The organism is Massilia sp. (assembly GCF_031995545.1).
Classification (GTDB): Bacteria; Pseudomonadota; Gammaproteobacteria; order Burkholderiales; family Burkholderiaceae_D; genus Telluria.
On record NZ_DAMAGA010000052.1, the window covers coordinates 1 to 24356 of the forward strand.

General features: G+C 65.2%; 21 protein-coding genes. 15 read left to right on the plus strand and 6 right to left on the minus strand.

Going from position 1 to position 24356, the window contains the following annotated elements:
• The first annotated feature begins 147 nt into the window (after positions 1-147).
• Together RTQ83_RS22480 and RTQ83_RS22485 are read left to right on the plus strand one after the other, a co-directional pair.
• Positions 148-906 (plus strand): phosphatidate cytidylyltransferase, encoded by a 759-nt coding sequence (locus tag RTQ83_RS22480; RefSeq protein WP_312519727.1) that lies wholly within the window; start codon positions 148-150, stop codon positions 904-906.
• Between the two features lie 8 nt (positions 907-914).
• Positions 915-2720 (plus strand): bifunctional alpha/beta hydrolase/class I SAM-dependent methyltransferase, encoded by a 1806-nt coding sequence (locus RTQ83_RS22485; protein WP_312519729.1) that lies wholly within the window; start codon positions 915-917, stop codon positions 2718-2720.
• Here RTQ83_RS22485 and RTQ83_RS22490 read toward each other — a convergent pair.
• Positions 2671-3288, minus strand: coding sequence for a CDP-alcohol phosphatidyltransferase family protein (locus RTQ83_RS22490; protein ID WP_312519731.1), 618 nt, complete (start codon positions 3286-3288; stop codon positions 2671-2673). The genes RTQ83_RS22485 and RTQ83_RS22490 overlap by 50 nt on opposite strands.
• Positions 3264-4448 (minus strand): phosphatase PAP2 family protein, encoded by a 1185-nt coding sequence (locus tag RTQ83_RS22495; RefSeq protein WP_312519733.1) that lies wholly within the window; start codon positions 4446-4448, stop codon positions 3264-3266. The genes RTQ83_RS22490 and RTQ83_RS22495 overlap by 25 nt, the downstream gene beginning before the upstream one ends.
• 72 nt (positions 4449-4520) lie before the next feature.
• On the opposite strand from RTQ83_RS22495, the gene RTQ83_RS22500 reads away from it, so the two are divergent.
• The 13 genes from RTQ83_RS22500 to RTQ83_RS22560 all read left to right on the plus strand — a co-directional run bounded on the left by RTQ83_RS22500 (position 4521) and on the right by RTQ83_RS22560 (position 19168).
• Positions 4521-5561: a patatin-like phospholipase family protein gene (locus tag RTQ83_RS22500; protein ID WP_312519735.1), complete on the plus strand. Its 1041-nt coding sequence runs from the start codon at positions 4521-4523 to the stop codon at positions 5559-5561.
• Positions 5558-6292: an SDR family NAD(P)-dependent oxidoreductase gene (locus RTQ83_RS22505; protein WP_312519738.1), complete on the plus strand. Its 735-nt coding sequence runs from the start codon at positions 5558-5560 to the stop codon at positions 6290-6292. The genes RTQ83_RS22500 and RTQ83_RS22505 overlap by 4 nt, the downstream gene beginning before the upstream one ends.
• Positions 6293-6452: 160 nt before the next feature.
• On the plus strand, positions 6453-8861 hold the full coding sequence (locus RTQ83_RS22510; protein WP_312519741.1) for a TonB-dependent receptor: 2409 nt from the start codon (positions 6453-6455) through the stop codon (positions 8859-8861).
• Positions 8862-9071: 210 nt separating this feature from the next.
• Positions 9072-10592 (plus strand): aldehyde dehydrogenase, encoded by a 1521-nt coding sequence (gene adh / locus RTQ83_RS22515; RefSeq protein ID WP_312519744.1) that lies wholly within the window; start codon positions 9072-9074, stop codon positions 10590-10592.
• Positions 10593-10603: 11 nt separating this feature from the next.
• Positions 10604-10993 carry a DUF779 domain-containing protein gene (locus tag RTQ83_RS22520; protein WP_312519746.1) on the plus strand — a complete coding sequence of 130 codons (390 nt, stop codon included), beginning with the start codon at positions 10604-10606 and terminating at the stop codon, positions 10991-10993.
• A gap of 54 nt (positions 10994-11047) precedes the next feature.
• Positions 11048-12154: an S-(hydroxymethyl)glutathione dehydrogenase/class III alcohol dehydrogenase gene (locus tag RTQ83_RS22525; protein ID WP_312519748.1), complete on the plus strand. Its 1107-nt coding sequence runs from the start codon at positions 11048-11050 to the stop codon at positions 12152-12154.
• Positions 12155-12231: 77 nt separating this feature from the next.
• Positions 12232-12810 (plus strand): S-(hydroxymethyl)glutathione synthase, encoded by a 579-nt coding sequence (gfa, locus tag RTQ83_RS22530; RefSeq protein ID WP_312519751.1) that lies wholly within the window; start codon positions 12232-12234, stop codon positions 12808-12810.
• A gap of 96 nt (positions 12811-12906) precedes the next feature.
• Complete coding sequence (locus RTQ83_RS22535) at positions 12907-13269, plus strand: hypothetical protein (protein ID WP_312519754.1); 363 nt, start codon at positions 12907-12909, stop codon at positions 13267-13269.
• A gap of 159 nt (positions 13270-13428) precedes the next feature.
• Positions 13429-15234: a methanol/ethanol family PQQ-dependent dehydrogenase gene (locus RTQ83_RS22540; protein ID WP_312519757.1), complete on the plus strand. Its 1806-nt coding sequence runs from the start codon at positions 13429-13431 to the stop codon at positions 15232-15234.
• A 126-nt stretch (positions 15235-15360) separates the two neighbouring features.
• Positions 15361-15774 carry a cytochrome c gene (locus RTQ83_RS22545; protein ID WP_312519759.1) on the plus strand — a complete coding sequence of 138 codons (414 nt, stop codon included), beginning with the start codon at positions 15361-15363 and terminating at the stop codon, positions 15772-15774.
• 53 nt (positions 15775-15827) lie between these two features.
• Positions 15828-16790 carry a quinoprotein dehydrogenase-associated putative ABC transporter substrate-binding protein gene (locus tag RTQ83_RS22550; protein WP_312519762.1) on the plus strand — a complete coding sequence of 321 codons (963 nt, stop codon included), beginning with the start codon at positions 15828-15830 and terminating at the stop codon, positions 16788-16790.
• A gap of 11 nt (positions 16791-16801) precedes the next feature.
• Positions 16802-17761 carry a hypothetical protein gene (locus RTQ83_RS22555; protein ID WP_312519765.1) on the plus strand — a complete coding sequence of 320 codons (960 nt, stop codon included), beginning with the start codon at positions 16802-16804 and terminating at the stop codon, positions 17759-17761.
• Positions 17762-18322: 561 nt separating this feature from the next.
• Entirely contained in the window at positions 18323-19168 is an 846-nt protein-coding gene (locus RTQ83_RS22560; protein WP_312519768.1) for an ATP-grasp domain-containing protein, read from the plus strand.
• Between the two features lie 104 nt (positions 19169-19272).
• On the opposite strand, the gene RTQ83_RS22565 is transcribed toward RTQ83_RS22560, so the two are convergent.
• The 4 genes from RTQ83_RS22565 to RTQ83_RS22580 form a co-directional block, all read right to left on the minus strand.
• Positions 19273-20412, minus strand: coding sequence for a beta-propeller fold lactonase family protein (locus RTQ83_RS22565; protein ID WP_312519771.1), 1140 nt, complete (start codon positions 20410-20412; stop codon positions 19273-19275).
• 35 nt (positions 20413-20447) lie between these two features.
• The gene (locus RTQ83_RS22570) at positions 20448-21029 is read right to left on the minus strand and encodes a cytochrome b (protein ID WP_312519773.1); all 582 of its coding nucleotides are present in this window, start codon (positions 21027-21029) and stop codon (positions 20448-20450) included.
• Between the two features lie 109 nt (positions 21030-21138).
• Entirely contained in the window at positions 21139-23115 is a 1977-nt protein-coding gene (locus tag RTQ83_RS22575) for a sigma-54-dependent Fis family transcriptional regulator (RefSeq protein WP_312519776.1), read from the minus strand.
• A gap of 434 nt (positions 23116-23549) precedes the next feature.
• The gene (locus RTQ83_RS22580; RefSeq protein ID WP_312519779.1) at positions 23550-23960 is read right to left on the minus strand and encodes a DUF2061 domain-containing protein; all 411 of its coding nucleotides are present in this window, start codon (positions 23958-23960) and stop codon (positions 23550-23552) included.
• Between the last annotated feature and the right edge of the window lie 396 nt (positions 23961-24356).

A 24356-nucleotide genomic window follows, 5' to 3' on the forward strand; every position in this document is an offset into this window, starting at 1 on the left:
CAGGCTAGTTATATGAAAAAGCCCGCTCAGTGATCTGAGCGGGCTTTTTTGCATTTGGAATTCCAGAATATCGCCGGTGCGATTTTCGGTGAGTTTTGCGAGTCGGTATCTCTATATAATCTACCGACTGCAACTCACCCGGCTCCGATGTTTCCATTCTTCGAAGCAGGCACTTCGATCGCCATTGCCATGTCGGCGTTCTATGCTTTGCTGGCCACCGCCTCGTTATCGGTCAAATTCGCCACGCGCAACGCGGCGCCCGGTATGCTGAGCGACCAGATCAACGCTTGGTGGCGCATTTTCCCATTGGTCAGCTTGGCCCTGCTGACTTATCCTTTCGGTATCCCGGTCCTGGCAGCCTTAATTTGTCTGCTCGCCGCCGCCGAACTACGCCCCTACTGGCAGCACCGTGCCGACCGTCCGCTGATTCTGCTGCTGGCCTGCGCCACCATCGGCGCAATGCTCATACTGGCCGCGTTTTCCACCTTGCCCTATGGCCCGCGCCTGAATCTGGCCTGGCTGTTCCACCTATTCATCCTGACCGCACTCAACGACATCGCCCAGTTCATCTCCGGCAAACTGTTCGGCCGGCACCGCATCGCCCCCACCGTCAGCCCGAACAAGACCTGGCAAGGCCTGTTCGGCGGCATTGCCGTCTCGCAGCTCGTCAGCCTCACCCTCGGCAGCTACCTCGGCCTGGCCGATGCGCCGACCTTGTCGCTATACGGCCTGCTGCTGTCCTGCGCCGGTTTCGCCGGCGATTTGCTGTTCTCCGCCGCCAAGCGCCGTCTCGGCGTCAAGGATTTCTCCGCCCTGATCCCGGGTCACGGCGGCATTCTCGACCGGGTCGACAGCCTGGTCCTCACCGCCCCCTTGCTGTACTGCCTGCTACGCAGCGCCGAATAAGGAACGTCATGAAACTCGAGCACCCCCTGGCTTGGACCACGATCGAATCCGGCTTCAATGGCAACGACGGCACGCGCCTGTTCTACCGCGCCTGGAAGCCGCTGTCGGCGCCGGACGGCCGCAAGCCACGTGCCCTGGTCTTCCTGCACCGCGGGCATGAACATTCCGGCCGCATCGCCACGCTGGTCGAGCGCTTCGGCCGCCAGCACGACTGGGCCTTCGCCTACGACGCCCGCGGCCACGGCTACTCGCCGGGCGAACGCGGCGACGCGCCCGGTTTCGCCACCCTGGTGGACGACCTCGATTGCTTCGTGCGCCACCTGAACACCCAATACGGCATCGCGCCCGAAGACATCGTCGTGGTGGCCAACAGCGTCGGCGCCGTGGTGGCCGCGACCTGGGTGCACGACTACGCGCCGCGCATCCGCGGCCTGGTGATGGCGGCCGCCGCCTTCAGCATCAAGCTGTACGTCCCGCTGGCCAAGCCCGCACTGCGCTTCGCGCGCCGCTTCAAGCCCGAGCTGTTCGTGACCAGCTATATCCGTCCCGGCATGCTGACCCACTCGGACGCCGAAGCTGCCGCCTACGCCGCCGATCCCCTGATCGCGAAAAGCATCTCGGCCAGGATCCTGCTCGAACTGAACGACACCGCGCAGCGCATCGTCGAGGATGCCGCGGCGATCGACGTGCCGGTGCTGATGCTGGCCGCGGACAAGGACTACGTGGTGCACGAAGCGCCGCAGCGCCGCTTCTTCGACAAGCTCAGTTCTCCCTTGAAGCGTTATGTGCGCATCGACGACTGCTACCACGCCGTCTTCTACGAACGCGACACGGGCGTGGCGATGCAGGCCAGCCGCGACTTCATCGCCAACTGCTTCGAGAGCATGCCGCTCGAGCCGGCGCACTACCTGCAGGCCGACCGCGACGGCCATACCGCGCGCGCCTACGCGGCACTGGAAAGCAACCAGACCGGCAACGCTGCAACGCGCGCCTGGTTCGGCCTGCAGCGCCGCATGCTGGGCGTGCTCGGCCCGCTCAGCGACGGCATGCGCATCGGCCTCAAAAACGGATTCGACTCCGGCGAGTCGCTCGACTATGTGTACCGCAACCAGGCCGGCGGCCGGCTGGGCATCGGCAAGTTCATCGACCGCGGCTACCTGGACGCCGTCGGCTGGCGCGGCGTACGCGTACGCAAGGCGCAGCTGCAGCACATGCTGGCCGAGCGCATTGCGGCTCACCCGCAAGTTCATCTGCAAAACGAGCCGCTGCGCATCCTCGACATCGCCTCCGGCTCGGCGCGCTATGTGCTCGAGACGGTCAAGCGTTTCCAGGACCGCCGCATCGAGGTCGTGCTGCGCGACTACATGCAGTACAACGTCGACAACGCGCGCCGCCTGGCGCAGGAGCTGCAACTGAAGCTGCAGGTAGTGGTCGAACTGGCCGACGCCTTCAGTGCCGACAGTTACGCCGGCCACGAAGGTCGCTACGACATCGCGGTCGTATCCGGCCTGTATGAGCTGTTCAGCGACAACGGCCAGGTGCTCGCTTCGCTGCAGGGCGTGGTGCGCAGCCTGCGTCCGGGCGGCTACCTGATCTACACCGCCCAGCCCTGGCATCCGCAGCTGGACATGATCGCCTACACGCTGGTGAACCACCGCGGCCTGCCGTGGAAGATGCGTCCGCGCCCGCAAGCCGAGATGGATGGCCTGGTGGCCCTGGCCGGTGCGTGCAAGATCGATACCGCGATCGGTACCGAGGGCATCTTCACCGTGTCGCTGGCACGGAAAGACGCAGCGCCCGGCGCAGGCGGTTGAATACGGTCAGCGCCGACAGCAGCAGCACCAGCACCAGCAGGCCATTCGGCCAGATCGGCGCCACGCTGGCGCCGATCAGCAGCGCGATCAGGCCGAAGGCGAAGGCGCGGTCGCTCTTGCCCATCGGCCCTTCGAAGCCGCGCGGGGCGCCGATCGACTGCGCCAGCACGCCGGCGAATTCCGCCAGCAGCGCCGCCAGCACCACGCCCACCACCAGCGCCGGCGACAAGCCTACCGCCAGTGCGAACGGCAGATAAAGCGCGGCGTCCGACACCTGATCGCACAGCTCGTTGAGCAGGGCGCCGAGCGGCGTCTTGTTGCCGGTCGCCGTGGCCAGCATGCCGTCGATCGCATTCAATGCCATGCGCAGCAGCAGGAACGCCGGCAGCCCATACCAGAGCGCGGCCCGCTCCGGCCACAGCGCAAGACAGACGCCATACACCAGCGACAGCAGCATCGCGCCCAGTGTGACTTGGTTGGGCGTGACGCCGGCGCGTGCCAGGGCAGCAAGGCCGGGACGCAGCAACTGCTGGAAGCGTGGTTTCAGCTGATAGATCGAGATCGACATGTCTGGAGCTTTCGTAGATAGAGGCGGGCGACCAGCCGGCTGCGGCTGTAGCCCATGGCGCAGTGGATGTAGACAGGTTTGCCGGCGCCGTGCACGTCGGCGACCGCCGCCAGTACCTGGCGCAGCTGTCCCGGCTGCGGCGCCTGCAGGTCGAGCAGCGGAAAGTGACGATAACCGGCGCCGCGCAGGGCTATGGATTCCGGCAGTTCGGCGGACAGGTCGATGACCGCGCAGCCAGGTGGCAGCAGGGCCGCTTCGACGCGGCTCAGGCGGCGGCCGACCCACAGCCCGGGCACTTGCTGCGTGAACGCGGGCTTGCGCCGTTCGCGCCAGCGCACCAGCATCCAGGTCAGGCGATAGCCGGCCAGGTAGGGCCAGAACAGCAGCCACGCGCGCAGCGGATGCCTTCCCGCCTGCTTGCGCAGGAAGTCGGCGCGCCGCGCATGATAGGCCGCGGCCACCAGCAACAGGCAGGCCACGCCATACGCCGCCAGCCAGTTGCCCAACGCCCCGACGCCGACCAGGGCCAGTAACGCTGCGCCGATCGCATAGTAAAAAGTGACGCCGTGACGGCGCGTCGTGCCCGGCCGCACCAGCCACGCCACCAGCAGGCCCAGTAGCAGACCGCCGCCGACGTCAAGCAGGTGATGCTGCCAGGTGAACACCGTGCTGGCCCCGACCAGCAGCAGCCATCCCGCCAGCGCGATGCCCAGCGCGCCGCCGCACAGCGGCTTGAACGTGAGCCAGAAGATCACGCAATACGCCACGTGCAGCGACGGGAACTGGTTATACGGCTGATCGACCAGGTCGAGCCAGGAGAACAGCGCCGCGGTCAGCCAGCCATCCACCGCCGGTCGTTCGAACCCGAACCGGGCCGGCATCATCACGAACACCAGGCAGGCGAGGCAAGTCGCCAGCAGCAGCCGGCGGCTGGCCACGCGCAGCTGCTCATGCGTGCGCACCGCGAAGAACAGCAGCGTGAAGAGCAGTCCGGAACTCGCATACGGCAGCACCATCCACGGCACGAAGGGAACCGCGCCATCGAGTGCGACTGCCAGGCTGCGTGCGGTCTGCTGCCGATGCGCCAGCAGATTGGCCAGCGGATAGCACAGGCTGAACACCGCCCAGTTCAGCGCCAGGTGCAGCAGGCGATGGCGCATGGCCGGCCCTGTAACCAGGGTGTTCGGCCGTGCGACTTGTGGTAGCTCTTGCATTTGTGCATTATGCATCTGATGAAGAATCATGAACAGTACGCGCGCTGCCTGGTGCTGGCCGGTGGCGGCTTCCGCTTCGGCTATTACCTCGGCGCGCACGCCGCGCTGGAAGAGCAGAACCGCGCGCCGGACGTGCTGCTGGCCACCTGCGGCGGAGCGATTGCCGCCGCCATCATCGCCGGCGCACCGGATGCGCGGGCACGCCTGGAGTGGGCGGCCTCGCCCGCGATGTACCGCTTCCTGTGCGCAGTCCAATCCACACCGCATGCCACGCCGCTGCGCACGGTAGCCGGTGCCGCGCGGCGCTGGCTGGGGCACACCCCGGCGCCGCGCATTCCCGACCTGTTCCGGGATTACCTATTCGAGCTGCCCGCGACTTTGCCCCTGCCGCCACAGCCTGCAGCTGGCGCACCGGCGCTGGCCATCGTCGGCGCCCGGCTGCTGTTCGGTCCAGGCGACGTGGGCGCGGCGCGCGGTGACCGGCCGCTGTTCGTCCAGACCGTGTTCTGTCCCCCGCGCGCGGCGCGGTTGTTGGACGGCCGCGAGGCACCGGCCGCCGATCCGCGCTGGAGCGCCGGCGCGGTGGCGCCGCGCCTGGAGGTGGACAGCACGGAGTCGCTGCACGACGCGGTGCGTAGTTCGGTCGCCGACATGTTCTACTTCGCCAGCCACGCCAGCCAGGGCCGGCACTACAGCGGGGGCGTGATCGACCTGTTCCCGCTCGAACTCGCGCACCACCTGGCACGCAACGTGATCATGGAACGCAAGATGCCGTTCAATCCCTGGCTGGCCGCGCCGGCGCTGCGCGCGGTATTCGGCATCGACGGCGCGGCGCGCCTGCGCCACGTGCACGGCCTGCACGCAGATGCCTGGGTCGATACCCGCGACATGGCGCAAGCCCTGCGCGGCCACGGCATCGGCAAGCGTATCGACTGGCGCCGCAACCGGATTGGCCTGGCCGTGCCCGCGTCGCACGCGGCCTATGGGGCGCAGGTGCGCGCGCAGTGGGACTACGGCTATCGCAAGGGCACGGCGGCCATGATGGGTGAAAAAATATGAGGATCATGATCATTGGCGGCACGAGCGGCATCGGCCTGGCCCTGGCCGGGCGCTACGCCGCGCAAGGCGCGCAACTGGCGCTGTGCGGACGCGACCCGCGGCGCCTGCAGGGACACGCGCTGGCAAGCAGTCCGCGCGTCAGCGTGTATGGCTTCGACATCGCCGACACCGACGCCGCGCGCCAAGCGATCCACGATTTCGGCCGCGATGGCCTGGACATGCTGATCGTGGTGGCTGGCCAGTATGCCGATGCCGCCGGCCTGGCGGCGCAGCCGGCGCTCGGACCAATCCTGGTGCAGACCAATATCGTCGGCCTGGTGCAGGCCTTCGATACCGCGGCGGAATTGATGCGACAGCAGGGCCATGGCCACTTGGTCGCGGTGGCCTCGATCGCCGGCCTGCTGAAAGACTATCCTGACAATTCGCTGTACAGCGCCAGCAAGCGCGCCGCGATCGCGATCTGCGAGACCTACCGCAAGGCGCTGGCGCCGTTCGGCATCGCGGTCACCACGCTGGTGCCAGGTTACGTGGACACCGCGCGCCTGCGCGAATTGAATGGCGGCGACGCCGGCGCCAAGCCCTGGCTGCAGTCCGAGGCGGACGCGGTGCGGCACATGAGCGCGGCCATCGAGCGGCGCGCCGCGCGCTGCGTCTTTCCGTGGCAGCTGCATCTGACGGTGCGCCTGTTCAACCTGCTGCCGACATGGTTGCGCGGGCTGCGCAAAAAGTGAGCACTGTTCCACCGCTGTATCGCTCGCGCAGCACCACCTGGCACACATCCCTGTCGCAACTGTTCAGTTATTGAACATCTGCTCCACCTGCCTCCCTGACGTATGGGTCTGGCACGCCCTTTGCTGGTCCAGCCTCACAAGACCACAACAGGGGACCACGATGAAAGAGACGTTCGGGACGTCAGGCAACGCCATTTCCGCCACAGCTTGGCCGGGCCGCCGGCAACTTCCGCGCTGGCGCACGAGACAGATCCGCCATCGACCCCTGCTGCTGGCGATGCTGCTGTCGCCCTGCGCCCTGGCCGATCCCGAGGTTGCCGCCGCCCCGCTCGCCAAGGTCGAGATCGTCGGCATCGCCCCCCTCTACGGCCTCGGCATCGACCGCGAACTGCTGCCGTATCCGGTGCAGGCGGCCGACGACAAGACGGTCCGCAAGTCCGGCGGTGAAAACCTGGCCGAATTCATGTCACGCACCCTGAGCGGCGTCAACGTCAACGAAGTCTCGGGCAGCCCGTTCCAGAACGACATCACCTTCCGCGGCTTTCGCGCCTCGCCCGTGCTGGGCAGTTCGCAAGGGCTGTCGGTCTATCTCGACGGCGTGCGCGTCAACGAGCCGTTCGGCGACGTCATCAACTGGGACATGGTGCCCGAAGCCGCGATCGGCAGCGTGGTCCTGATCCCCGGCGCCAATCCCCTGTACGGCCTGAGCACGCTCGGCGGCGCGCTCGCTTTCACCACCAAGTCCGGCCAGACCCATCCCGGCTTCGAAGCCGACCTCTCGGTGAGCGACGAGGGCCGGCGCCGCGCCGACCTGGCCTATGGCTGGCAAGGCGCCGGCGGCTGGCATGGCTTCATCGGCACCACCCTGTTCGACGACGACGGCTGGCGCGAGCATTCGCCCGGGCGCCTGGGCAATGTCTTCGTCAAACTAGGGCGCTCGCAAGCCGACACCGACTGGAGCGCATCGCTGCTGGGCGGACGCAGCCGCCTGCTCGGCAACGGCCTGCTGCCCGACCTGCTGTATGGCGACAACCGGCGCGCCGTCTACACCTATCCCGACACCACCCGCAACCGGCTGGTGCAGGGCACACTCAATTTCACGCAACGCTTCGGCAGCGACAGCCAGCTGAGCGCCGTGGCCTATGCCCGCAACAGCCGGCGCGACACCGTCAACGGCGACGTCAACGAGGACTACGACGAATACGTCGAGGATTGCGAAGACGGCTTCGAGAGCGACGGCTCGCCCGCGGAACCGTCGTGCGGCTTCACGCGCGACGAAGGCGCCGCCCTACACACGGGCGTGATGAACACCACCAGCACACGCCAGGACAGCCACGGCGCCAGCCTCGCCTTCAGCGCCCGGCGCGGCATCGTCCGCTACGACATCGGCGCCACGTTCGACCGCAGCGACGTCGACTACGCCCAGTACGAACAAGAAGCCTTCATGACGCCCGGGCGCGAAACCATTGGCGACCCGGACGAGGAGATCGAATTCTTTTCCGGCGTGCACGGTAAATCGCGCACCTACGGCGTGTATCTGGCGACCAGCACCGCCCTGGGCGCCAACACGCAGCTGACCGCCAGCGTGCGCTACAACCGCGCCCGCGTGACCAATACGCTAACCAACGACGACGGTCCCCAGCCCACCGAAAGCTTCACCTACACGCGCGTGAATCCGTCGCTCGGCCTGACCCACCGCCTCGGGTCCGGGGCAACGCTGTTCGCCAACATCGCCCAGAGCAACCGGGTGCCGACCGTGATCGAGCTCGGCTGCGCTGATCCAGAAAATCCCTGTCGGCTGCCGGTCGGTCTGCAGGCCGATCCCTACCTGAAGCAGGTGGTGGCGCGCACCGTGGAGGCCGGTCTGCGCGGCCGCCTGGGCCAGGGCAGCGACAGCGGCAGCTATTCGCTGTCGCTGCACCGCACCGTCAACGACGACGACATCCTGTTCCTCAGCGCGCCCTCGCGCCAGGGTTATTTCGCCAACTTCGAGCGCACCCGGCGCCAGGGCCTGGACGCCGCGCTGAGCCGCCAGTTCGGACGTTTCGGCCTGCAGTTTTCCTACAGCTATCTGGAAGCGGAATACGACGCCGACGGCGAACTGTTCACCGGCGCGCGCAACGTCACCGTGGGGCGCGGCACCCGCATCGCCGGCCTGCCGCGCCACACCGGCAAGCTGGCGCTGGACTGGGCGCTCACGCCGCAGCTGAGCATCGGCGCCGACCTGTACCTGGTGTCGCACCTGGTCACGCAAGGCAACGAGGACGGCCTGACCGAGGACATCGAAGACGAGGACGACGAACCGCAGCGCGCCGACTGGCGCATTCCCGGGCACGGTCTGCTGACGCTGCGCGCCAGCTATCGGCCGTCACACAATTGGGAGCTGTTCGCACGCGTCAGCAACGTGCTCGACCGGCGCTACGAAACCTTCGGCGCGGTGGCGCCCGACCTGTTCCCGCACGGCCACCTGATCCGGCCGCACGAACAGCCGGGCGACGCCGAAAACGCGCGCTTCGTTGCGCCTGGCGCGCCGCGCATTGTCGTGGCCGGCCTGCGCTACCGCTTCTGAACGGCTGAACAGCGATGGACGCAATAGAGAACACCTGTACCGCGATGGCGCAATCGGCGGGACACCTGTTGCGAATCCGGAGCGTCCGCTACGCATCCATGTGCACCAGCCTCCAGTGCAGCTGCGCTGGCACGGCCCTTGCGATAGCTGACATTGCGCAGTCAACCTCCAGCGCCGCGCCTCACATCGCGGCAACAGAATGAGGACACCATGAATCTCGCAGACATCAACAAACTCGGCGTCACCAACCCGTTCCGCCAGCGCTACGACAACTACATCGGCGGCGAATTCGTGGCCCCGGTCAAGGGCGAGTACTTCGCCAACATCACCCCGATCACCGGCCAACCATTTTGCGAAGTGGCGAGGTCGGGTGCCGAAGACATCGAACTCGCCCTCGACTCCGCCCATGCCGCCGCGGAAAGCTGGGGCCGCACCTCGCCGGCCGAGCGCGCCAACATCCTGAACCGCATCGCCGACCGCATGGAGCAGAACCTGCCCATGCTGGCCACCGCCGAAACCATCGACAACGGCAAGCCGATCCGCGAAACCACCGCCGCCGACCTGCCGCTGGCGATCGACCACTTCCGCTATTTCGCCGGCTGCATCCGCGCCCAGGAAGGATCGATCTCGCACATCGACAATGACACCTACGCCTATCACCTGCACGAGCCGCTGGGCGTGGTCGGCCAGATCATTCCCTGGAACTTCCCGATCCTGATGGCGGTCTGGAAGCTGGCCCCCGCGCTGGCCGCCGGCAACTGCGTGGTGCTGAAACCCGCCGAGCAGACACCGGCTTCGATCATGGTGCTGGCCGAACTGATCGGCGACCTGCTGCCGCCGGGCGTGCTCAACATCGTCAACGGCTTCGGCCTCGAAGCCGGCAAACCGCTGGCCTCGAACAAGCGCATCGCCAAGATCGCCTTCACCGGCGAGACCGGCACCGGCCGCCTGATCATGGGCTACGCGGCGCAGAACCTGATCCCGGTCACACTCGAACTGGGCGGCAAGTCGCCGAACATCTTCTTCGACGACGTGATGGCGGCGGACGACGATTTCCTCGACAAGTGCCTGGAAGGCTTCGCCATGTTCGCGCTGAACCAGGGCGAAGTCTGTACCTGTCCCTCGCGCGTGCTGGTGCAGGAATCGATCTACGAGCGCTTCATCGAGCGCGCGCTGGCGCGGGTCGGTGCGGTCAGGCAGGGCAATCCTCTCGACCCGTCGACCATGATCGGCGCCCAGGCCTCGCAAGAGCAGCTGGAGAAGATCCTGTCCTACCTCGACATCGGCCGCCAGGAAGGCGCCGAAGTGCTGGCTGGCGGCGCGCGCAACAAGCTGGACGGCGACTTCGAAGACGGCTACTACGTGCAGCCCACCGTATTCAAGGGCCACAACAAGATGCGCATCTTCCAGGAAGAGATCTTCGGCCCGGTGGTCTCGGTCACCACCTTCAAGGATGAAGCCGAAGCGCTGGCGCTGGCCAACGACACCCTGTACGGCCTGGGCGCCGGCATCTGGACCCGCGACGGATCGCGCGCCTTCCGCATGGGCCGCGCGATTCGCGCCGGCCGGGTCTGGACCAACTGCTACCACCTGTATCCGGCGCACGCGGCCTTCGGCGGCTACAAGCAATCCGGCATCGGACGCGAGAACCACCGCATGATGCTCGATCACTACCAGCAGACCAAGAACCTCCTGGTCAGCTACAGCGCCAAGCCGCTGGGATTCTTTTGAAGGCCGGCGTCATGGAACAGCGCATCGACACCAGCGTGCCCGAGCGGGTCTGCGCCACTGAGGCGGCGCGCGCCTTCCTCGGCGAATTGCGCAGCCGGCACGGCCCGCTGATGTTTTTCCAGTCCGGCGGCTGCTGCGACGGCAGCGCGCCGATGTGCTATCCGCTGGACGAGTTCAGCGTCAGCGAGTCCGACGTGCGGCTGGGCGCCATCGACGGCACGCCGTTCTATATCGGCGGCGAACAGTTCGCGTACTGGGCGCACACCCAGCTGATCATCGACGTGGTGGCCGGCAACGGCGGCATGTTCTCGCTCGATAACGGTACCGGCAAGCGCTTCCTGACCCGCTCGCGCCTGTTCCGCGACGACGAGCTGGAGCGACTGCCGGCACCGCCGTCCTGAGCCTTTACTCGCATACGCACCGAACGACTTTCGCACCATGCCACCGGAGACACCATGAAAAGCAGAGCCGCCATCGCCTGGAAAGCCGCAGAACCATTGTCGATCGCCGAGGTCGACCTCGAAGGCCCGCGCGCCGGGGAGGTGCTGGTCGAAATCAAGGCCACCGGCATTTGCCACACCGATTACTACACCTTGTCCGGGGCCGACCCGGAAGGCATCTTCCCCGCCATCCTCGGCCATGAAGGCGCCGGCATCGTGCTCGACGTCGGCGCCGGCGTCACCTCGGTGCAGCGCGACGACCACGTGATTCCGCTGTACACGCCCGAATGTCGCCAGTGCAAATTCTGCCTGTCGCGCAAGACCAATCTGTGCCAGGCGATCCGCAGCACCCAGGGCCGCGGCCTGATGCCGGATGCGAGTTCGCGCTTCTCGCTCGACGGCCAGCCGATCTACCACTACATGGGCACCTCGACCTTCTCCAACTACATCGTGGTGCCCGAGATCGCGCTGGCCAAGATCCGTCCCGACGCGCCGTTCGATAAAGCCTGCTACATCGGCTGTGGCGTCACCACCGGTGTCGGCGCCGTGGTGTTCTCGGCCGGGGTGGAGGCGGGCGCCAACGTGGTGGTGTTCGGCCTTGGCGGCATCGGTCTGAACGTGATCCAGGGCGCCAGGATGGTAGGCGCCAACCGCATCGTCGGGGTCGACATCAATCCGGCCCGCGTCGAGATCGCGCGCAAGTTCGGCATGACCGACTTCATCAACCCGAACGAGGTACCGAACGTGGTCGACCACATCGTGCAGATGCTCGACGGCGGCGCCGATTACTCGTTCGAGTGCATCGGCAACACCACCGTCATGCGCCAGGCGCTGGAGTGCTGCCACAAGGGCTGGGGCCAGTCCTTCATCATCGGCGTGGCCGCCGCCGGCCAGGAGATATCGACCCGCCCGTTCCAGCTGGTGACGGGCCGCCAGTGGAAGGGCTCGGCCTTCGGTGGCGCGCGCGGCCGCACCGACGTGCCCAAGATCGTCGACTGGTATATGGACGGCAAGATCAATATCGACGACCTGATCACCCACACGCTGCCTCTCGAGCGCATCAACGAAGGCTTCGAGCTGATGAAGAGCGGCAAATCGATCCGCTCGGTCGTCCTGTATTGAAGCATCCGGATGGTGGCACGCAGGCGGCAAGCAGCAACGAACGACATTTCGACGGACCAATCCAGGGAGAACCGGTCATGAACGATGCAGTCAGGATTCACCCGGCAGTCGATGCCGGCTTTGCGCCGGCCCGGCCGGACTTCGCGGGCGGCACCTTGTCGTGCCGCTGCGCCAGCGACACCGTCACGGTCGATATCGGCGGCCAGGTGGCGCACAACCACGTCTGCGGCTGCACCAAGTGCTGGAAGCCGGACGGCTCGCTGTTTTCCCAAATCGCCGTGGTCGGCCGCGACAAGGTGACGGTGACGGCCAACGGCGACAAGCTGGAGGTGGTCGACAGCGGCGCCACCATCCAGCGCCATGCCTGCCAGGTGTGCGGCGTGCACATGTATGGCCGCATCGAGAACCGCGAGCACGCCTTCTACGGCCTCGACTTCGTGCACACCGAGCTGTCGCGCGAGCCGGGCTGGGCGCCGCCGGAATTCGCCGCCTTCGTGTCATCGATCATCGAGTCGGGCGCACGACCCGAAAACATGGGGGCAGTGCGGACGCGCCTGAACGAGCTCGGCTTGCCGCCGTACGACGTACTGTCGCCGCCGCTGATGGATGCGATGGCGACCCATACGGCGCGCAAGAGCGGGGTGCTCAAGGATTGAGCAAGCGGCGCAGGTACCCCGTATGGCCGATGACGCGCCATGGCGCGGGCCTTGCGCGGGCGTTGCCGCTACCGAAGAACAAGGATGGAGACAAGGATGAAGTCATCGCGTTGGCCGTTGCCGGCCGCCCTGGCCATGTTGGCCTTTCTGGCACTGCCGCTGGCGGCGCAGGCCGACGACTTCCCGACCAGCGGCCGGGTCGAGTACGTCCTCGAGTGCATGCAGAAGCACGACGGCAAGCAGGAGTACCTCTACAAGTGCTCATGCGTGGTGGACCGCATCGCCAAGGCGCTCGCCTACGACGACTACGTGGCGATGTCGGTGGCGCTGCGCTACCAGTCCCTGGGCGGGGAGCGCGGTGGCTTGTTCCGCGATGCGGCTTCGAACAAGGACATGGCCGGCAAGTTCAGGCAGATCGAGGCGAATGCCAACAAGGCCTGCGCCGTGCCGCAGCGCTGATGTCCGGATGTGGCCGAGTCAGTGATAGACGGGAGCGATGTGTGCAAACGCAGTGAAACATAACCGGAAGCATTAACCCAGCAGCCAGGCAAGCCGGCCACGCCTGGCGTCAACCGACGTTGCGAGTGGCCGAATAAAAAATCACGAGGAGACGTAACCATGTCATTTCATTCCAGATTCACCTGCTGGGGCGTCTGCCTGGCGCTGGCTGCCGGAGCGGCATCGGCGGCCGATTCGGATGTCGCCAGGCTGACCAAGGACCCCAAGGTCTGGGCCATGCAGGCCGGTGACTTCGCCAATCAGCGCTACAGCGAGCTCAAGCAGATCAACAGCAAGAATGCGCGCAACCTCACCGTCGCCTGGACCTTCTCCACCGGCGTACTGCGCGGCCACGAGGGCGGACCGCTGATCATCGGCGACACGATGTATCTGCACAGCCCGTTCCCCAACAAGGTGTTCGCGATTTCGCTCGAAGACCAGAGCATCCGCTGGAAGTACGAGCCGAAGCAGGACCCGGCCGTGATCCCGGTGATGTGCTGCGACACGGTCAACCGCGGCGTCGCCTACGCCAACGGCAAGATCTTCCTGCAGCAGGCCGACACCACGCTGGTGGCGCTGGACGCCAAGACCGGCAACGAACTCTGGAAGATCAAGGTCGGCGACCCCAAGCTGGGCGAAACCACCACCAACACCCCGCACGTGTTCAAGGACAAGGTCTTGACCGGCATCAGCGGCGGCGAATTCGGCGTGCGCGGCCGCATCACCGCGCATGACATGAACACCGGCAAGATCCTATGGAAAGCCTGGAGCACCGGCCCGGACAATGAATTAATAGTCGACCCGGACAAGACCATGACCTGGACCGACGGCAAGATGGCGCCGATCGGTAAGGATTCTTCGCTCAAGACCTGGCAGGGCGACCAGTGGAAGCTGGGCGGCGGCACGACCTGGGGCTGGTACAGCTACGATCCCGAGACCAATCTGGTCTACTACGGCACCGGCAACCCCAGCACCTGGAATCCGCGCCAGCGCCCGGGCGACAACAAGTGGTCGATGACGATCTTCGCGCGCGACCTCGACACCGGCATGGCCAAGTGGGTGTATCAGATGACGCCGCACGACGAGTGGGACTATGACGGCGTCAACGAAATGATCCTGGCCGACATCAAGGTCAAGGGCAAGCCGCGCAAGGCGCTGGTCCATTTCGACCGCAACGGCTTCGCCTACACCATGGACCGGGTCAGCGGCGAACTCCTGATCGCCGAAAAGTATGACCCGGTGGTGAACTGGGCCACCCACGTCGACATGAAGAGCGGGCGCCCGCAGGTGGTGGCCAAGTACAGCACCGACAAGAACGGGCCGGACGTGAACACCAAGGGTGTCTGCCCCTCGGCCTTGGGCACCAAGGACCAGCAGCCGGCCAGCTACTCGCGCAAGACCGGCCTGTTCTACGTGCCGACCAACCACGTGTGCATGGACTACGAACCGTTCCAGATCGAGTACACCGCCGGCCAGCCGTATGTAGGCTCGACCCTGTCGATGTATGCGGCCCCCAACAGCCACGGCGGCATGGGTAACTTCATCGCCTGGGATGCCGGCACCGGCAAGATGGTGTGGTCGAAGCCGGAACGCTTCTCGGTGTGGAGCGGGGCGCTCAGCACCGCCGGCGACGTGGTGTTCTACGGCACCCTGGAAGGCTATATCAAGGCGGTCGACCTCAACGGCAAGGAGCTGTGGAAGTTCAAGACCCCGTCCGGCATCATCGGCAACGTCACGACCTGGGAGTACAAGGGCAAGCAGTACATCGGCGTGCTGTCCGGCATCGGCGGCTGGGCCGGGATCGGCCTGGCGGCCGGCCTGACCAAGGGCACCGAAGGCCTGGGCGCCGTAGGCGGCTACAAGGACCTGGCCAAGTACACCGAGCTGGGCGGCGTGCTGACCGTGTTCGCCCTGCCTGACCGCTGATCGCTGAACCGCGGAGCTGCTTTGCTTCCATCTGCGCCGTCCTCATCGGTGGCGCAGCGTGGACCTCGACGGCTGAGGCCGGTGCATGGCGCCGGCCTGCAGGCATCCGCTTTCCAAGGAATCGCTATGAAGACACGTATCAACACCGCGCTGGCAGCAGCCATGGCGGCCGCTGCGCTCGCCTGCGCCGCCCCCGCATTCGGCCAGAGCGCCAATGGCGCGCCGTACCAGGTCAGCGACGGCACCAAGGTCGACACCCAGACCCTGAGCGGCTGGCGCACCTGGCGCGCCATGGCATGCGAGCGCTGCCATGGCGCGGCCCAGGAAGGCATGGTCGGCCCGTCGCTGGTGGGCAGCCTGAAAGTGCTCAGCAAGGACCAGTTCAAGGAAGTGGTCCTCAAGGGCCGCATCGAGAAGGGCATGCCGAATTTCGACGGCAGCAAGATGGTGGTCGAGAACATCGACAATCTGTATGCCTATCTGAAAGGGCGCTCGGACGGCGCGATCCAGCCGGGACGTCTGCAGGAGATCGGCAAATGACGATCCCGGCACGCGGGCGGGGGAGTATGGCACACATGGCATGCATGGCGCGCATGTCATATCCACGCGCCTTGATCGACGCGTCCATGGGCCGGTTCCGGCGCGCATGTGCCTGCTCGCTGTTCGGGCTGGCCTGGCTGGCGCTGCCATGCGCCGCCCAGGCAGCGCCCGAAGCGTCCGGACAGGCTGCGCCCGAGGCATCCGGTCCGGGACGCGACAAGGTGCTGCGCGTCTGCCAGGACCCCAATAACCTGCCGTTCTCGCACCGCTCGCAGAGCGGCTTCGAAAACAAGATCGCCGCCTTGTTCGCGCAGGAGCTGGGCTGGAAGCTGGAAACCACCTGGTTCCCGCAGCGGATCGGCTTCATCCGCAATACCCTGCGCGCCAAGCGCGAACAATCTGACCAGTTCAAGTGCGATCTGGTCACCGGCGTCCCGACCGGTTTCGAAATGGCGGCCACCACCCATCCCTATTATCACTCCAGTTATGCTTTGGCCTACGTGAAGGGGCGCGGCAAGGGACTGGATGGGGTACGCAACCTGGACGATGTGCTGGCGCTGGTGCCGGACCAGCGCAGAAAGCTGCGTTTCGGGGTGTTCACGGCCTCGCCGCTGACCGATTGGCTGCTGCAGAACGACCTCATGAACCAGGTCGACTGGTATCAGATCCAGTCCGGCGATGCGGAGCAATATCCGGGCGAGATCATCGAGCGCGATCTCGCCAGCGGCAAGATCGACCTGGCCTTCGTCTGGGGGCCGATTGCCGGCTATTTCGCGCGCACCACCCGCAGCGCGCCGATCGTCGCCGTGCCGCTGCAGTCGCGTCCCGGCATGAAGCTCGATTTCGACATCGCGATGGGCGTGCGCCACGCCGACAAAGCGTTCCGGCAGCGGATCGATAACCTGATCTCGACCAACCAGGGCAAGATCAATGCGATTCTCGAAGAGTACGGCGTCCCCTTGCTCGACCAGCAAGGACAACAGTTGCGCACTTCGCAGCGGTCGGATAAACCGTGAGGCGGACACGCATGTACCTTCCCGTACCGTTGCCATCGCCTGAGCAATCGCGCTTGCGCATGTCCTTCTGGTGCTGGAGAAGCATGCAGGCATGTGCGGGCCTCTGTCTGCACCGATGGCTGGGCTTGCGGTTTGCTGCCGCTTTTCTAGGCATGGGACTCGCCTTGCTCGCGCCGGCCTACGTCCATGCCCAAGCCGGATCGGCGAAGTTGTCGCAGGCCGAAACCCTGCTGTTCGAAACCGACCACCTGGCCCGCATCGAGGCACCTGCCGTGCTGGTCTACGAGTTTCGCAAGGTCAGCAATGTCGAACCCGGCTTTAGCGACAAGGTCCGGCTCGACGTAAACGGCAGCAAGGGAAAGCTCAGTGCAACTTTGCATTTCCTGTCGGGGAAGAACCGGCACGATTTGCCACCATTGGAAGAGGCCCACGGTAATCCGGTGCTGCTCGGATTTCTCGAGCGTGACATCGCCGAGATGAAGCGCCTGACGGGCGGTTCGACCGCGTATTTCCGCAAGCGCTTGCGGATGGCGCTGGCGGAAAGTGCCGAAGTGCGTACCCAGTCCATCACCTACCAGGGCAAGACGCTGCAGGCGCAGTCAGTGCGCATCCAGCCTTATCTGGACGATCCGATGCATGCGCGCTTCGAACAATATGTGAACAAAACCTACACCTTCATCGTCAGCGACGGGATGCCGGGCGGTGTGTATCAGCTGCGCAGTTCTCTGGCCAATCGCGACCGTCAACAGCCGGGAACGACCGTGGCGGGAAGCGGTGAGGGCGGCGCGGCCCCAGAGCCGGCCGTTGCGCGCAGGGCGAGCCAGGAACGTCCCGCCGCAGCAAGTCCGGCGCCGGCCACGACGGCGGCCGCCGCAACGTTGCCGGAAATCGAAGAAACGCTCACGCTGGTCAGCGTCGCTTCGCAACCAGCGGATGACAAGGCAAAGCGCGAGACCGGGCGAAAGAACTGAACGCAAGAACTGAGCAAAACCTGGGCGCAAACACTGAGTAAAACGCGGGGCGCAGGAATCAGCCGGAGGCATGCGATGGCGCGCTTGAAAGTGCTCGTGGTCGATTCCTTTGCCGGCAGGGGAGCGACACGGCCAAGGTCCCAAGCCCTGGGGCGACAGGCCGAAGTGATGCTGCACACATTGTTGGCCGACCTGGAGGCTCTGGCCGGGGTCGAGGTAACGACGATCGCTGCCGATCCCGCTCCTGGCCGGATCGCAGGCATGGCCGAGCCCATGACCGGCGATCCTGGTGCCGATGTGGCGGACTCGGCTTCTGCACATGCGACAACGCATGCGGTACATGACCCGGCAGCTCGTCCGACAGCTCATGCGCATATGCATGGCACGCGAGATCCGGTCGATCAGGCCCCAGGATCCGCCAAGGGACAGGCTCCTCGATACGCGAACGTCCATCCCGCAGGGCATACCAGCGCATACCGCAAAAGCCACGCTGATGGACCTCCCACGAGACAATCCACGGGACATCCCACGGTACAGGCCGCGGAACAGGCGCCACCCTACATGGCAGCGGAAGCAGTCGGACTGTCGCTCGAACGCGCCGCACTGCAGCCGGCAGCCAGCCGCTTCGGCGTCCAGTTCGACGCCTGCCTGCAGGCGGCCGATGCGGTCTGGCCGCTGGCGCTCGAGTCGGCCGGCGCGTTGGAGCACTTGTCGCGCGAGATCCTGCGCGCCAGGCGCATCCTGCTCGGCAGCATACCCGGCGCCGTGCAGGTCGCAGGGAGCAAGCTCAAGCTCGCGCAGGTGTTGGCCGAAGGGGGCCTCGCCACGGCTGCTACCTACAGTCCGCATGACGCCATGCCACAGGATGGTGGCGCCTGGGTGGTCAAGCCCGACGATGGCGCCGGCTGCCTGCACACCATGCTGTTCAGCGACCGCGCGGCGGCGCTGACGTGGATCCGCGCGAACGGTGCCGATGGCTACGTGCTGCAGCCTTTCGTTCCGGGCAGGCCGGGTAGCCTGTCGTTGATCTGTTGCGATGGCGCGGCGCAGGTGCTGTCCTGCAACCAGGAGCGGGTGGCAATGCGCGACAACCGCTTCCACGTCCTCGGCAGTATCGTGAACGGCCTGACCGACGACGACGGGATGCTCGCCCGGCTGGCCCAACAGGTGGCCGCGGCAATCCCCGGCCTGTGGGGCTATGTTGGCGTCGACTTCATTCTGACGGCGCACGGCGCCGTGGTGCTCGACGTGAATCCGCGCCTGACCGCCGCGTATGCCGGCCTGCATGCATCGATCGACCACAATCCTGCTGGCCTGGTGCTGGACCTGTTGAATGGCTCCGGCATGATGCCGTCGCCGGCGCCAGGCAGGCGGCGCCCCGTCAGTGTGGACATCGGCGCGCCCTGACGTGGGCTCACCTGATCGTCACATCCCGGAGCAATTCGCCGATAGTGATGCAATCCGGCCCGGCCGGATGAGTGGCCGACAAACCACCGCAGACTTGAAGCGGCTTACCTGATCGCCACGCCCCAGGGCAATTTGCCGACAGCGATATCGCGTAGTTTGGTCCGGCTTGCCGTATCGATGACCGACACATTGTTCGAACGGCCGTTGGCGACATACAGCTTCTTGCCATCCGGCGTCAGGGCCATATTCCATGGGCGCTGGCCGACCGGGATCGTGGCCACCACCCGGTTGCTGCCGGTATCGATCACCGATACGTTGGCATCGCCGCCATTCGACACGTACACCTCGCGTCCGCTGGGATGCACGGCGATGCCGTTGGCGCGCAGGCCGGCCTTGACACGCGCCAGCACGGCGAAGCTGGTGGTGTCGATGACAAACACCTCGTTCGCATTTTCGGTGGCGACATAGGCGCGGCTACTGTCAGGCAGGAACCCGATGCCACGCGGACGCGCGCCGACAGCCACCTGGGCTACCTGTTTGCGGCTGGCGAAATCGATGACGTCGACGGCATCACCTTCTTCGGCGCTGACGAACAGCAGCCGCCCGTTGGGGCTGAACACCGCGTGCTCCGGGTTCTTGCCATGCACCTTGATCGAAAAGGCCAGGGCGTTGGTGCGGGTATCGGTCACCGCGATTTCGTTCTTGCCTTCCAGGGCCGCTACCACCCAGCGGCCATCCGGCGAAATCGACACCCCCTCGGGCGACTCGCCCAGTGCGATCGTTGCCCCCAGCTTGCGCGTGCCGAGCTCGACCAGCTGCAGGCGGCTGTGCGGCTGGTCGCTGACATACAGCCAGCGCCGGTCCGTGCCGATCGCCAGGCCGCGCGGCTTGCTGCCGCCGGGCAGTTCCGCAATGACCTGATCGCTGGCCGTATCGATGACCGAGATCGTGCCGCCGCCTTCATTCGGTATATAAGCCAGTGGTGCGGTAGAGCGTGAGGTTGGCAAAAGTGTTCCGGCGCCATTCTGTGCGGCTGCCTGTGTTGCGGCCGCCGCTGTCCCTGCTGCTGCGGATACCGCTGTCGAGGCCTGCTTCGCTTTTGCAGTGGACGCCGTTGCTGTCGATGCGGGCGCGGCGGTAACCGCCTGAGCCGAGGCTGCAGCCGGCGCGGCCGTCGACGCCGAAGTCTGCGCCAGCGCTGGCGCTGCGGATGGCTGCACTGTCACCACGGCAGCCAGGAACAAGGTGGCGGCGATCAGGGATAAAGGTCGTTGCATGGTCATCGAGTCTCCGGAGACAGGTCGGAAGGCAGGCGCGCACCGCGCCCCGTGCGCTGCGGCCACATGCGCAACAACAGGCCGTCGCGGTCGACCAGCATGTGCTTGGCTACTGCCAGCAGATGCAGTACGACGAATATGGCCAGCAGCAATGCAGCCAAGTGGTGCGCCCCATTGAACAGCGCGTACAGGGTCTTGTCGTCCGGCCCCCAGGGCAACCAATGCACCAGGTTGAAGAACTTGACCCCATGCCGGCTGAAGTTCGACGCCAGATAGCCGGACAGCGGTAGCGCCACCATGCACAGGTACAGCGCAATATGGCTGAACCTTGCGGCATGGCGCTGCCAGGCCGGCATGGTGGCGGGCAGCGGGGGCGGCCGATGGGTCAGGCGCCAGCCGATGCGCAGCAAAATCAGCACGCCAATCACGATGCCGCTGCTCTTGTGCAGATTGACGTAGGTACCGCGCGCCGGCGTGCCGCGCGGGATATCTTCCAGCATCAGCCCGAATGCGAACTGGCCGAGCAGCAACAGGGCGAGCAGCCAGTGCAGGGTAATGGCGGTGCTGGTGTAACGGGCTTGCATGGACCACCTTTGATCTAGACGGCAGCGAAGACAGGACCAGGACAGCGCTCGAAAACAGGTTCGGTGATGAGTATCGAAACAGTGCGAAAACGGGCCTGCTGGCGCCGCGTCAATGGAACAGCGCCTTGTCACGCGGCCTGATATCCAGTCGCTGCAGCTTGCGGTACAGCGTATTGCGGCTGATGCCGAGCTCGCGTGCCACGCTGCTCAGGTTCCAGTCGCGTCGCTCGAGTTCCTGCAGCAGGGCCAGGCGCTCCGCGCTTTCCAACGGATTAAGCCTGGGCAGCGGCGCGTCGGCTTCCGGCTCCGGTTGCGGCGTGGCCATTGGTCCTTCGGCGGTAGCGATGGGCGCCGGCGCACCGATGGCGATGACGCCGGCGCGATACTCCGCCGGCAGGTCGCGGACCGTCAGCCGGTCTGTCTCGCGCAGCGCGATCATGGTGCGCAGCAGGTGGCGCAGCTGGCGCACGTTGCCGGGCCAGGGCTGCCGCTCGAGCAAGTTCAGCAAATGTTCATCGAGTTCGACCGGGTCGCCGGCGTCGCTTTCTTCATCCGCCAGCTGGCAAATGAGTGCGCGACGGTCGGCGCGTTCGCGCAGCGGCGGCAGCGTGATCGTCAATCCTTGCAGGCGGTAATACAGGTCGCTGCGAAACTCGCCGTGGTTGATCTTCTGTTGCAGATCGCAGTGTGTGGCGCTGATGAGGTGGATATCGAGCTTGACCGGTGCTTCGCCGCCGAGCGCCGTCACCTCGCGATCCTCGAGCACGCGCAACAGCCGCGCCTGCAGGGCCACCGGCATGTCGCCGATTTCGTCGAGGAACAGGGTGCCGCCATTGGCCTGCAGCAGCTTGCCGCGCTGGCCATCCTTACTGGCGCCGGTGAACGCACCCGAGCGGTAGCCGAACAGCTCGCTTTCGATCAGTGCTTCCGGTATTGCCGCACAATTAATCGCCACAAAGGGGCGGGACGCATGATTGCTCGACAGATGGATCGCCCGGGCAAACCGTTCCTTGCCAGTGCCGGTTTCTCCCTGGAGCAGGATGGCGACGTTACGCTCCAGCACCCGCTTGGCGGTATGGATGTTGGCGGCCATCGCAGGGTCGCCCAGCTGCAGCGCATCGAGGGCTGACGTGGCCGGCGCCGGGGTGTTGGATGCCGGGCCAGCGCGCAGCATGGAATGTGGCTTGTCGGGCGACGCCGCCGGGGACGATGCCGCGGCGGAGCCGACCGGCTGGTACATCACCGCGAAGAAGCGCGCGCCGCTACGGGCTTCGAAGATAGGAACGGGATGAAACGCCTTCTTGACGCTGGAGTCGATCAGTCCGCAGAAGGTAATGTTGAAGAGCTCGGTAATGTCGCGGCCGACGACGTCGCTGCGTTCGTTCAGACCAAGCTGGAACAGGGCGCAGCGCGTCACCGCCAATACCTTGCCGGTGACGCTGAGCGCAATCGCGCCTTCGCTCAGGGTGCCGACGAACTCGGAGCGCGTATGGAAACGCAGGATGTATTCGTGGCGGAACTGCTGAAGAAACACGCGGTTCTCGATCATCTGCACCGACATATTGACCAGGGCCAGCGTATGCTGCTGCGCCAAGTGCGATTCGCCGGACGCATCCAGCACGGCGACGAGCTCGCCTTCATGATCGAATATCGGTGCCGCCGCGCAGGAGAGGCCGATATTGCGTGACAGGTAGTGTTCGTCCTGGTGGACGGTGACAGGGCGCTGCTCGAACAGGCAAGTGCCCATGCCGTTGGTGCCTTGCACCCGTTCGCTCCAGACCGCGCCCGGCATCAGGCCGGTCCTGGAGGCGGCATGGGTAAATGCCGGATCGCCAAAGTAATTGAGCAGTACGCCGTCGCGGTCGGTAAGGATGATGGCGTAGCCGGAGCCGGCCAGCTGCTGGTAGAGGTTGGCCATTTCGACCTTGGCCACCGCCTGCATGTCGGCCAGCCGATCCTGGCGCTCGCGCAAGTCGGTGGGCGACACCACTTCGGGATCGTTGCACGCTCCCGGATCGAGCTTGTATTCGTTCAGGCATCGGATCCAGGAGCGTGTGATCCGATTGGTGACGGCAGCATCGGCCACAGCGCCGCCGGGAGGCGAAGTCGATACCAAATCGAGCGGTCGGTTCGGTGGTGTTTGCGAGGCGTGCAAAGAGAGAAGCCGCCCGTGAACGACCGAATGGACACGCTTGATGTGCTCTGCGGCAGCTGTCAGCATGCTGTCTCCTACGTCCTTAACTGACGATCGTAACGACGTCGTTATAGTTGGACTATTGTCGAGATAAGCGTCCGGCGCACCCAGGCGCCGTATTTACCTCGTTAGCAGATAGTACGTTTGCCTGAAAATATTGCAAGTATTTTGAACGTGCCAGGCAAACGCACCCATTTGATTTGCTAGGTTTCAGATAGGTGTCAGACACGGCGCCATTCCGCGGAACTGCAAGGCCGCATGCTTGTCGAGCTATGGCGAAGAGGGCAGGGACTGGGCAGTCCACGCCGCCTGCAGGCGGGGATGTATCAGGCGGCGTTCAGCTTGCCGTTAAGGCGCAATTCGAGATTGTCCCAGAACCGATCGTGGAGCGGCAGCAGCAGCACATTGCAGACGGGTTCCAGGATGGCCGCAACCCCACCAACGGCGGCCGAGCCCGTCGCCGCGAACATCACACCAAATGCGACCACCATGTGCATGGCGGTCTGGCTGACTTTCTCCGCAGCGATCTTCAGATAACGATCCTTGGTCGAGGTAGCGCGGGCACGTACGGCGGCCCAGGCTTGTTCATGGAAGGGAAGCAGCAGAACATTGATGATCGGTTCGATGATGATCGCCAGGCCGCTGAACACGACAGAACCGGTCATCACATAGGCGATAGTGAAGGCGATGGCCATGTGGGTGACGACCTGGCTGGTTTTCTTCGCTGCGACGACCATGATGCTTTCCTCTTCACTTCGTTTAATCATTGTTGAGTCAAATGATAGTGATTCTCATCTACAGAAGAAAGCAAATTAATTTTAGCGTTGCGATAGGCTCTATCTATCAATTGGTGATAGTCCGATTGCTGTCGTAGTGACACAACTGGGCTTGCGGAGAATGTCATCGTTTTGTTATAGTTTCGTTCTGCCCGGCGCAAACGCGGTCTTACGATAGCGAAAACGACAGGTAGAAAAAGATGAGTTGACGAAGTACGCAAAACACCGCATAATCTCTCTTCTCTGCTGCTGACGAACACAACGATTCGCAACGATGCAGCAAGTGCAGTACCGAATAAAGTTCTTTAAAAATTAACAGTCGATAAGTGTGGGCGTTTGATGGAGGTGCCGGCTGAC

Bases quoted from the DNA above. Each gene is read 5' to 3' on its own strand.
- RTQ83_RS22480 (WP_312519727.1), top strand. From the start codon at position 148: ATGTTTCCATTCTTCGAAGCAGGCACTTCGATCGCCATTGCCATGTCG.
- RTQ83_RS22485 (WP_312519729.1), top strand. From the start codon at position 915: ATGAAACTCGAGCACCCCCTGGCTTGGACCACGATCGAATCCGGCTTC.
- RTQ83_RS22490 (WP_312519731.1), bottom strand. From the start codon at position 3,288: ATGTCGATCTCGATCTATCAGCTGAAACCACGCTTCCAGCAGTTGCTG.
- RTQ83_RS22495 (WP_312519733.1), bottom strand. From the start codon at position 4,448: ATGCGCCATCGCCTGCTGCACCTGGCGCTGAACTGGGCGGTGTTCAGC.
- RTQ83_RS22500 (WP_312519735.1), top strand. From the start codon at position 4,521: ATGAAGAATCATGAACAGTACGCGCGCTGCCTGGTGCTGGCCGGTGGC.
- RTQ83_RS22505 (WP_312519738.1), top strand. From the start codon at position 5,558: ATGAGGATCATGATCATTGGCGGCACGAGCGGCATCGGCCTGGCCCTG.
- RTQ83_RS22510 (WP_312519741.1), top strand. From the start codon at position 6,453: ATGAAAGAGACGTTCGGGACGTCAGGCAACGCCATTTCCGCCACAGCT.
- adh (WP_312519744.1), top strand. From the start codon at position 9,072: ATGAATCTCGCAGACATCAACAAACTCGGCGTCACCAACCCGTTCCGC.
- RTQ83_RS22520 (WP_312519746.1), top strand. From the start codon at position 10,604: ATGGAACAGCGCATCGACACCAGCGTGCCCGAGCGGGTCTGCGCCACT.
- RTQ83_RS22525 (WP_312519748.1), top strand. From the start codon at position 11,048: ATGAAAAGCAGAGCCGCCATCGCCTGGAAAGCCGCAGAACCATTGTCG.
- gfa (WP_312519751.1), top strand. From the start codon at position 12,232: ATGAACGATGCAGTCAGGATTCACCCGGCAGTCGATGCCGGCTTTGCG.
- RTQ83_RS22535 (WP_312519754.1), top strand. From the start codon at position 12,907: ATGAAGTCATCGCGTTGGCCGTTGCCGGCCGCCCTGGCCATGTTGGCC.
- RTQ83_RS22540 (WP_312519757.1), top strand. From the start codon at position 13,429: ATGTCATTTCATTCCAGATTCACCTGCTGGGGCGTCTGCCTGGCGCTG.
- RTQ83_RS22545 (WP_312519759.1), top strand. From the start codon at position 15,361: ATGAAGACACGTATCAACACCGCGCTGGCAGCAGCCATGGCGGCCGCT.
- RTQ83_RS22550 (WP_312519762.1), top strand. From the start codon at position 15,828: ATGTCATATCCACGCGCCTTGATCGACGCGTCCATGGGCCGGTTCCGG.
- RTQ83_RS22555 (WP_312519765.1), top strand. From the start codon at position 16,802: ATGTACCTTCCCGTACCGTTGCCATCGCCTGAGCAATCGCGCTTGCGC.
- RTQ83_RS22560 (WP_312519768.1), top strand. From the start codon at position 18,323: ATGGCAGCGGAAGCAGTCGGACTGTCGCTCGAACGCGCCGCACTGCAG.
- RTQ83_RS22570 (WP_312519773.1), bottom strand. From the start codon at position 21,029: ATGCAAGCCCGTTACACCAGCACCGCCATTACCCTGCACTGGCTGCTC.
- RTQ83_RS22580 (WP_312519779.1), bottom strand. From the start codon at position 23,960: ATGGTCGTCGCAGCGAAGAAAACCAGCCAGGTCGTCACCCACATGGCC.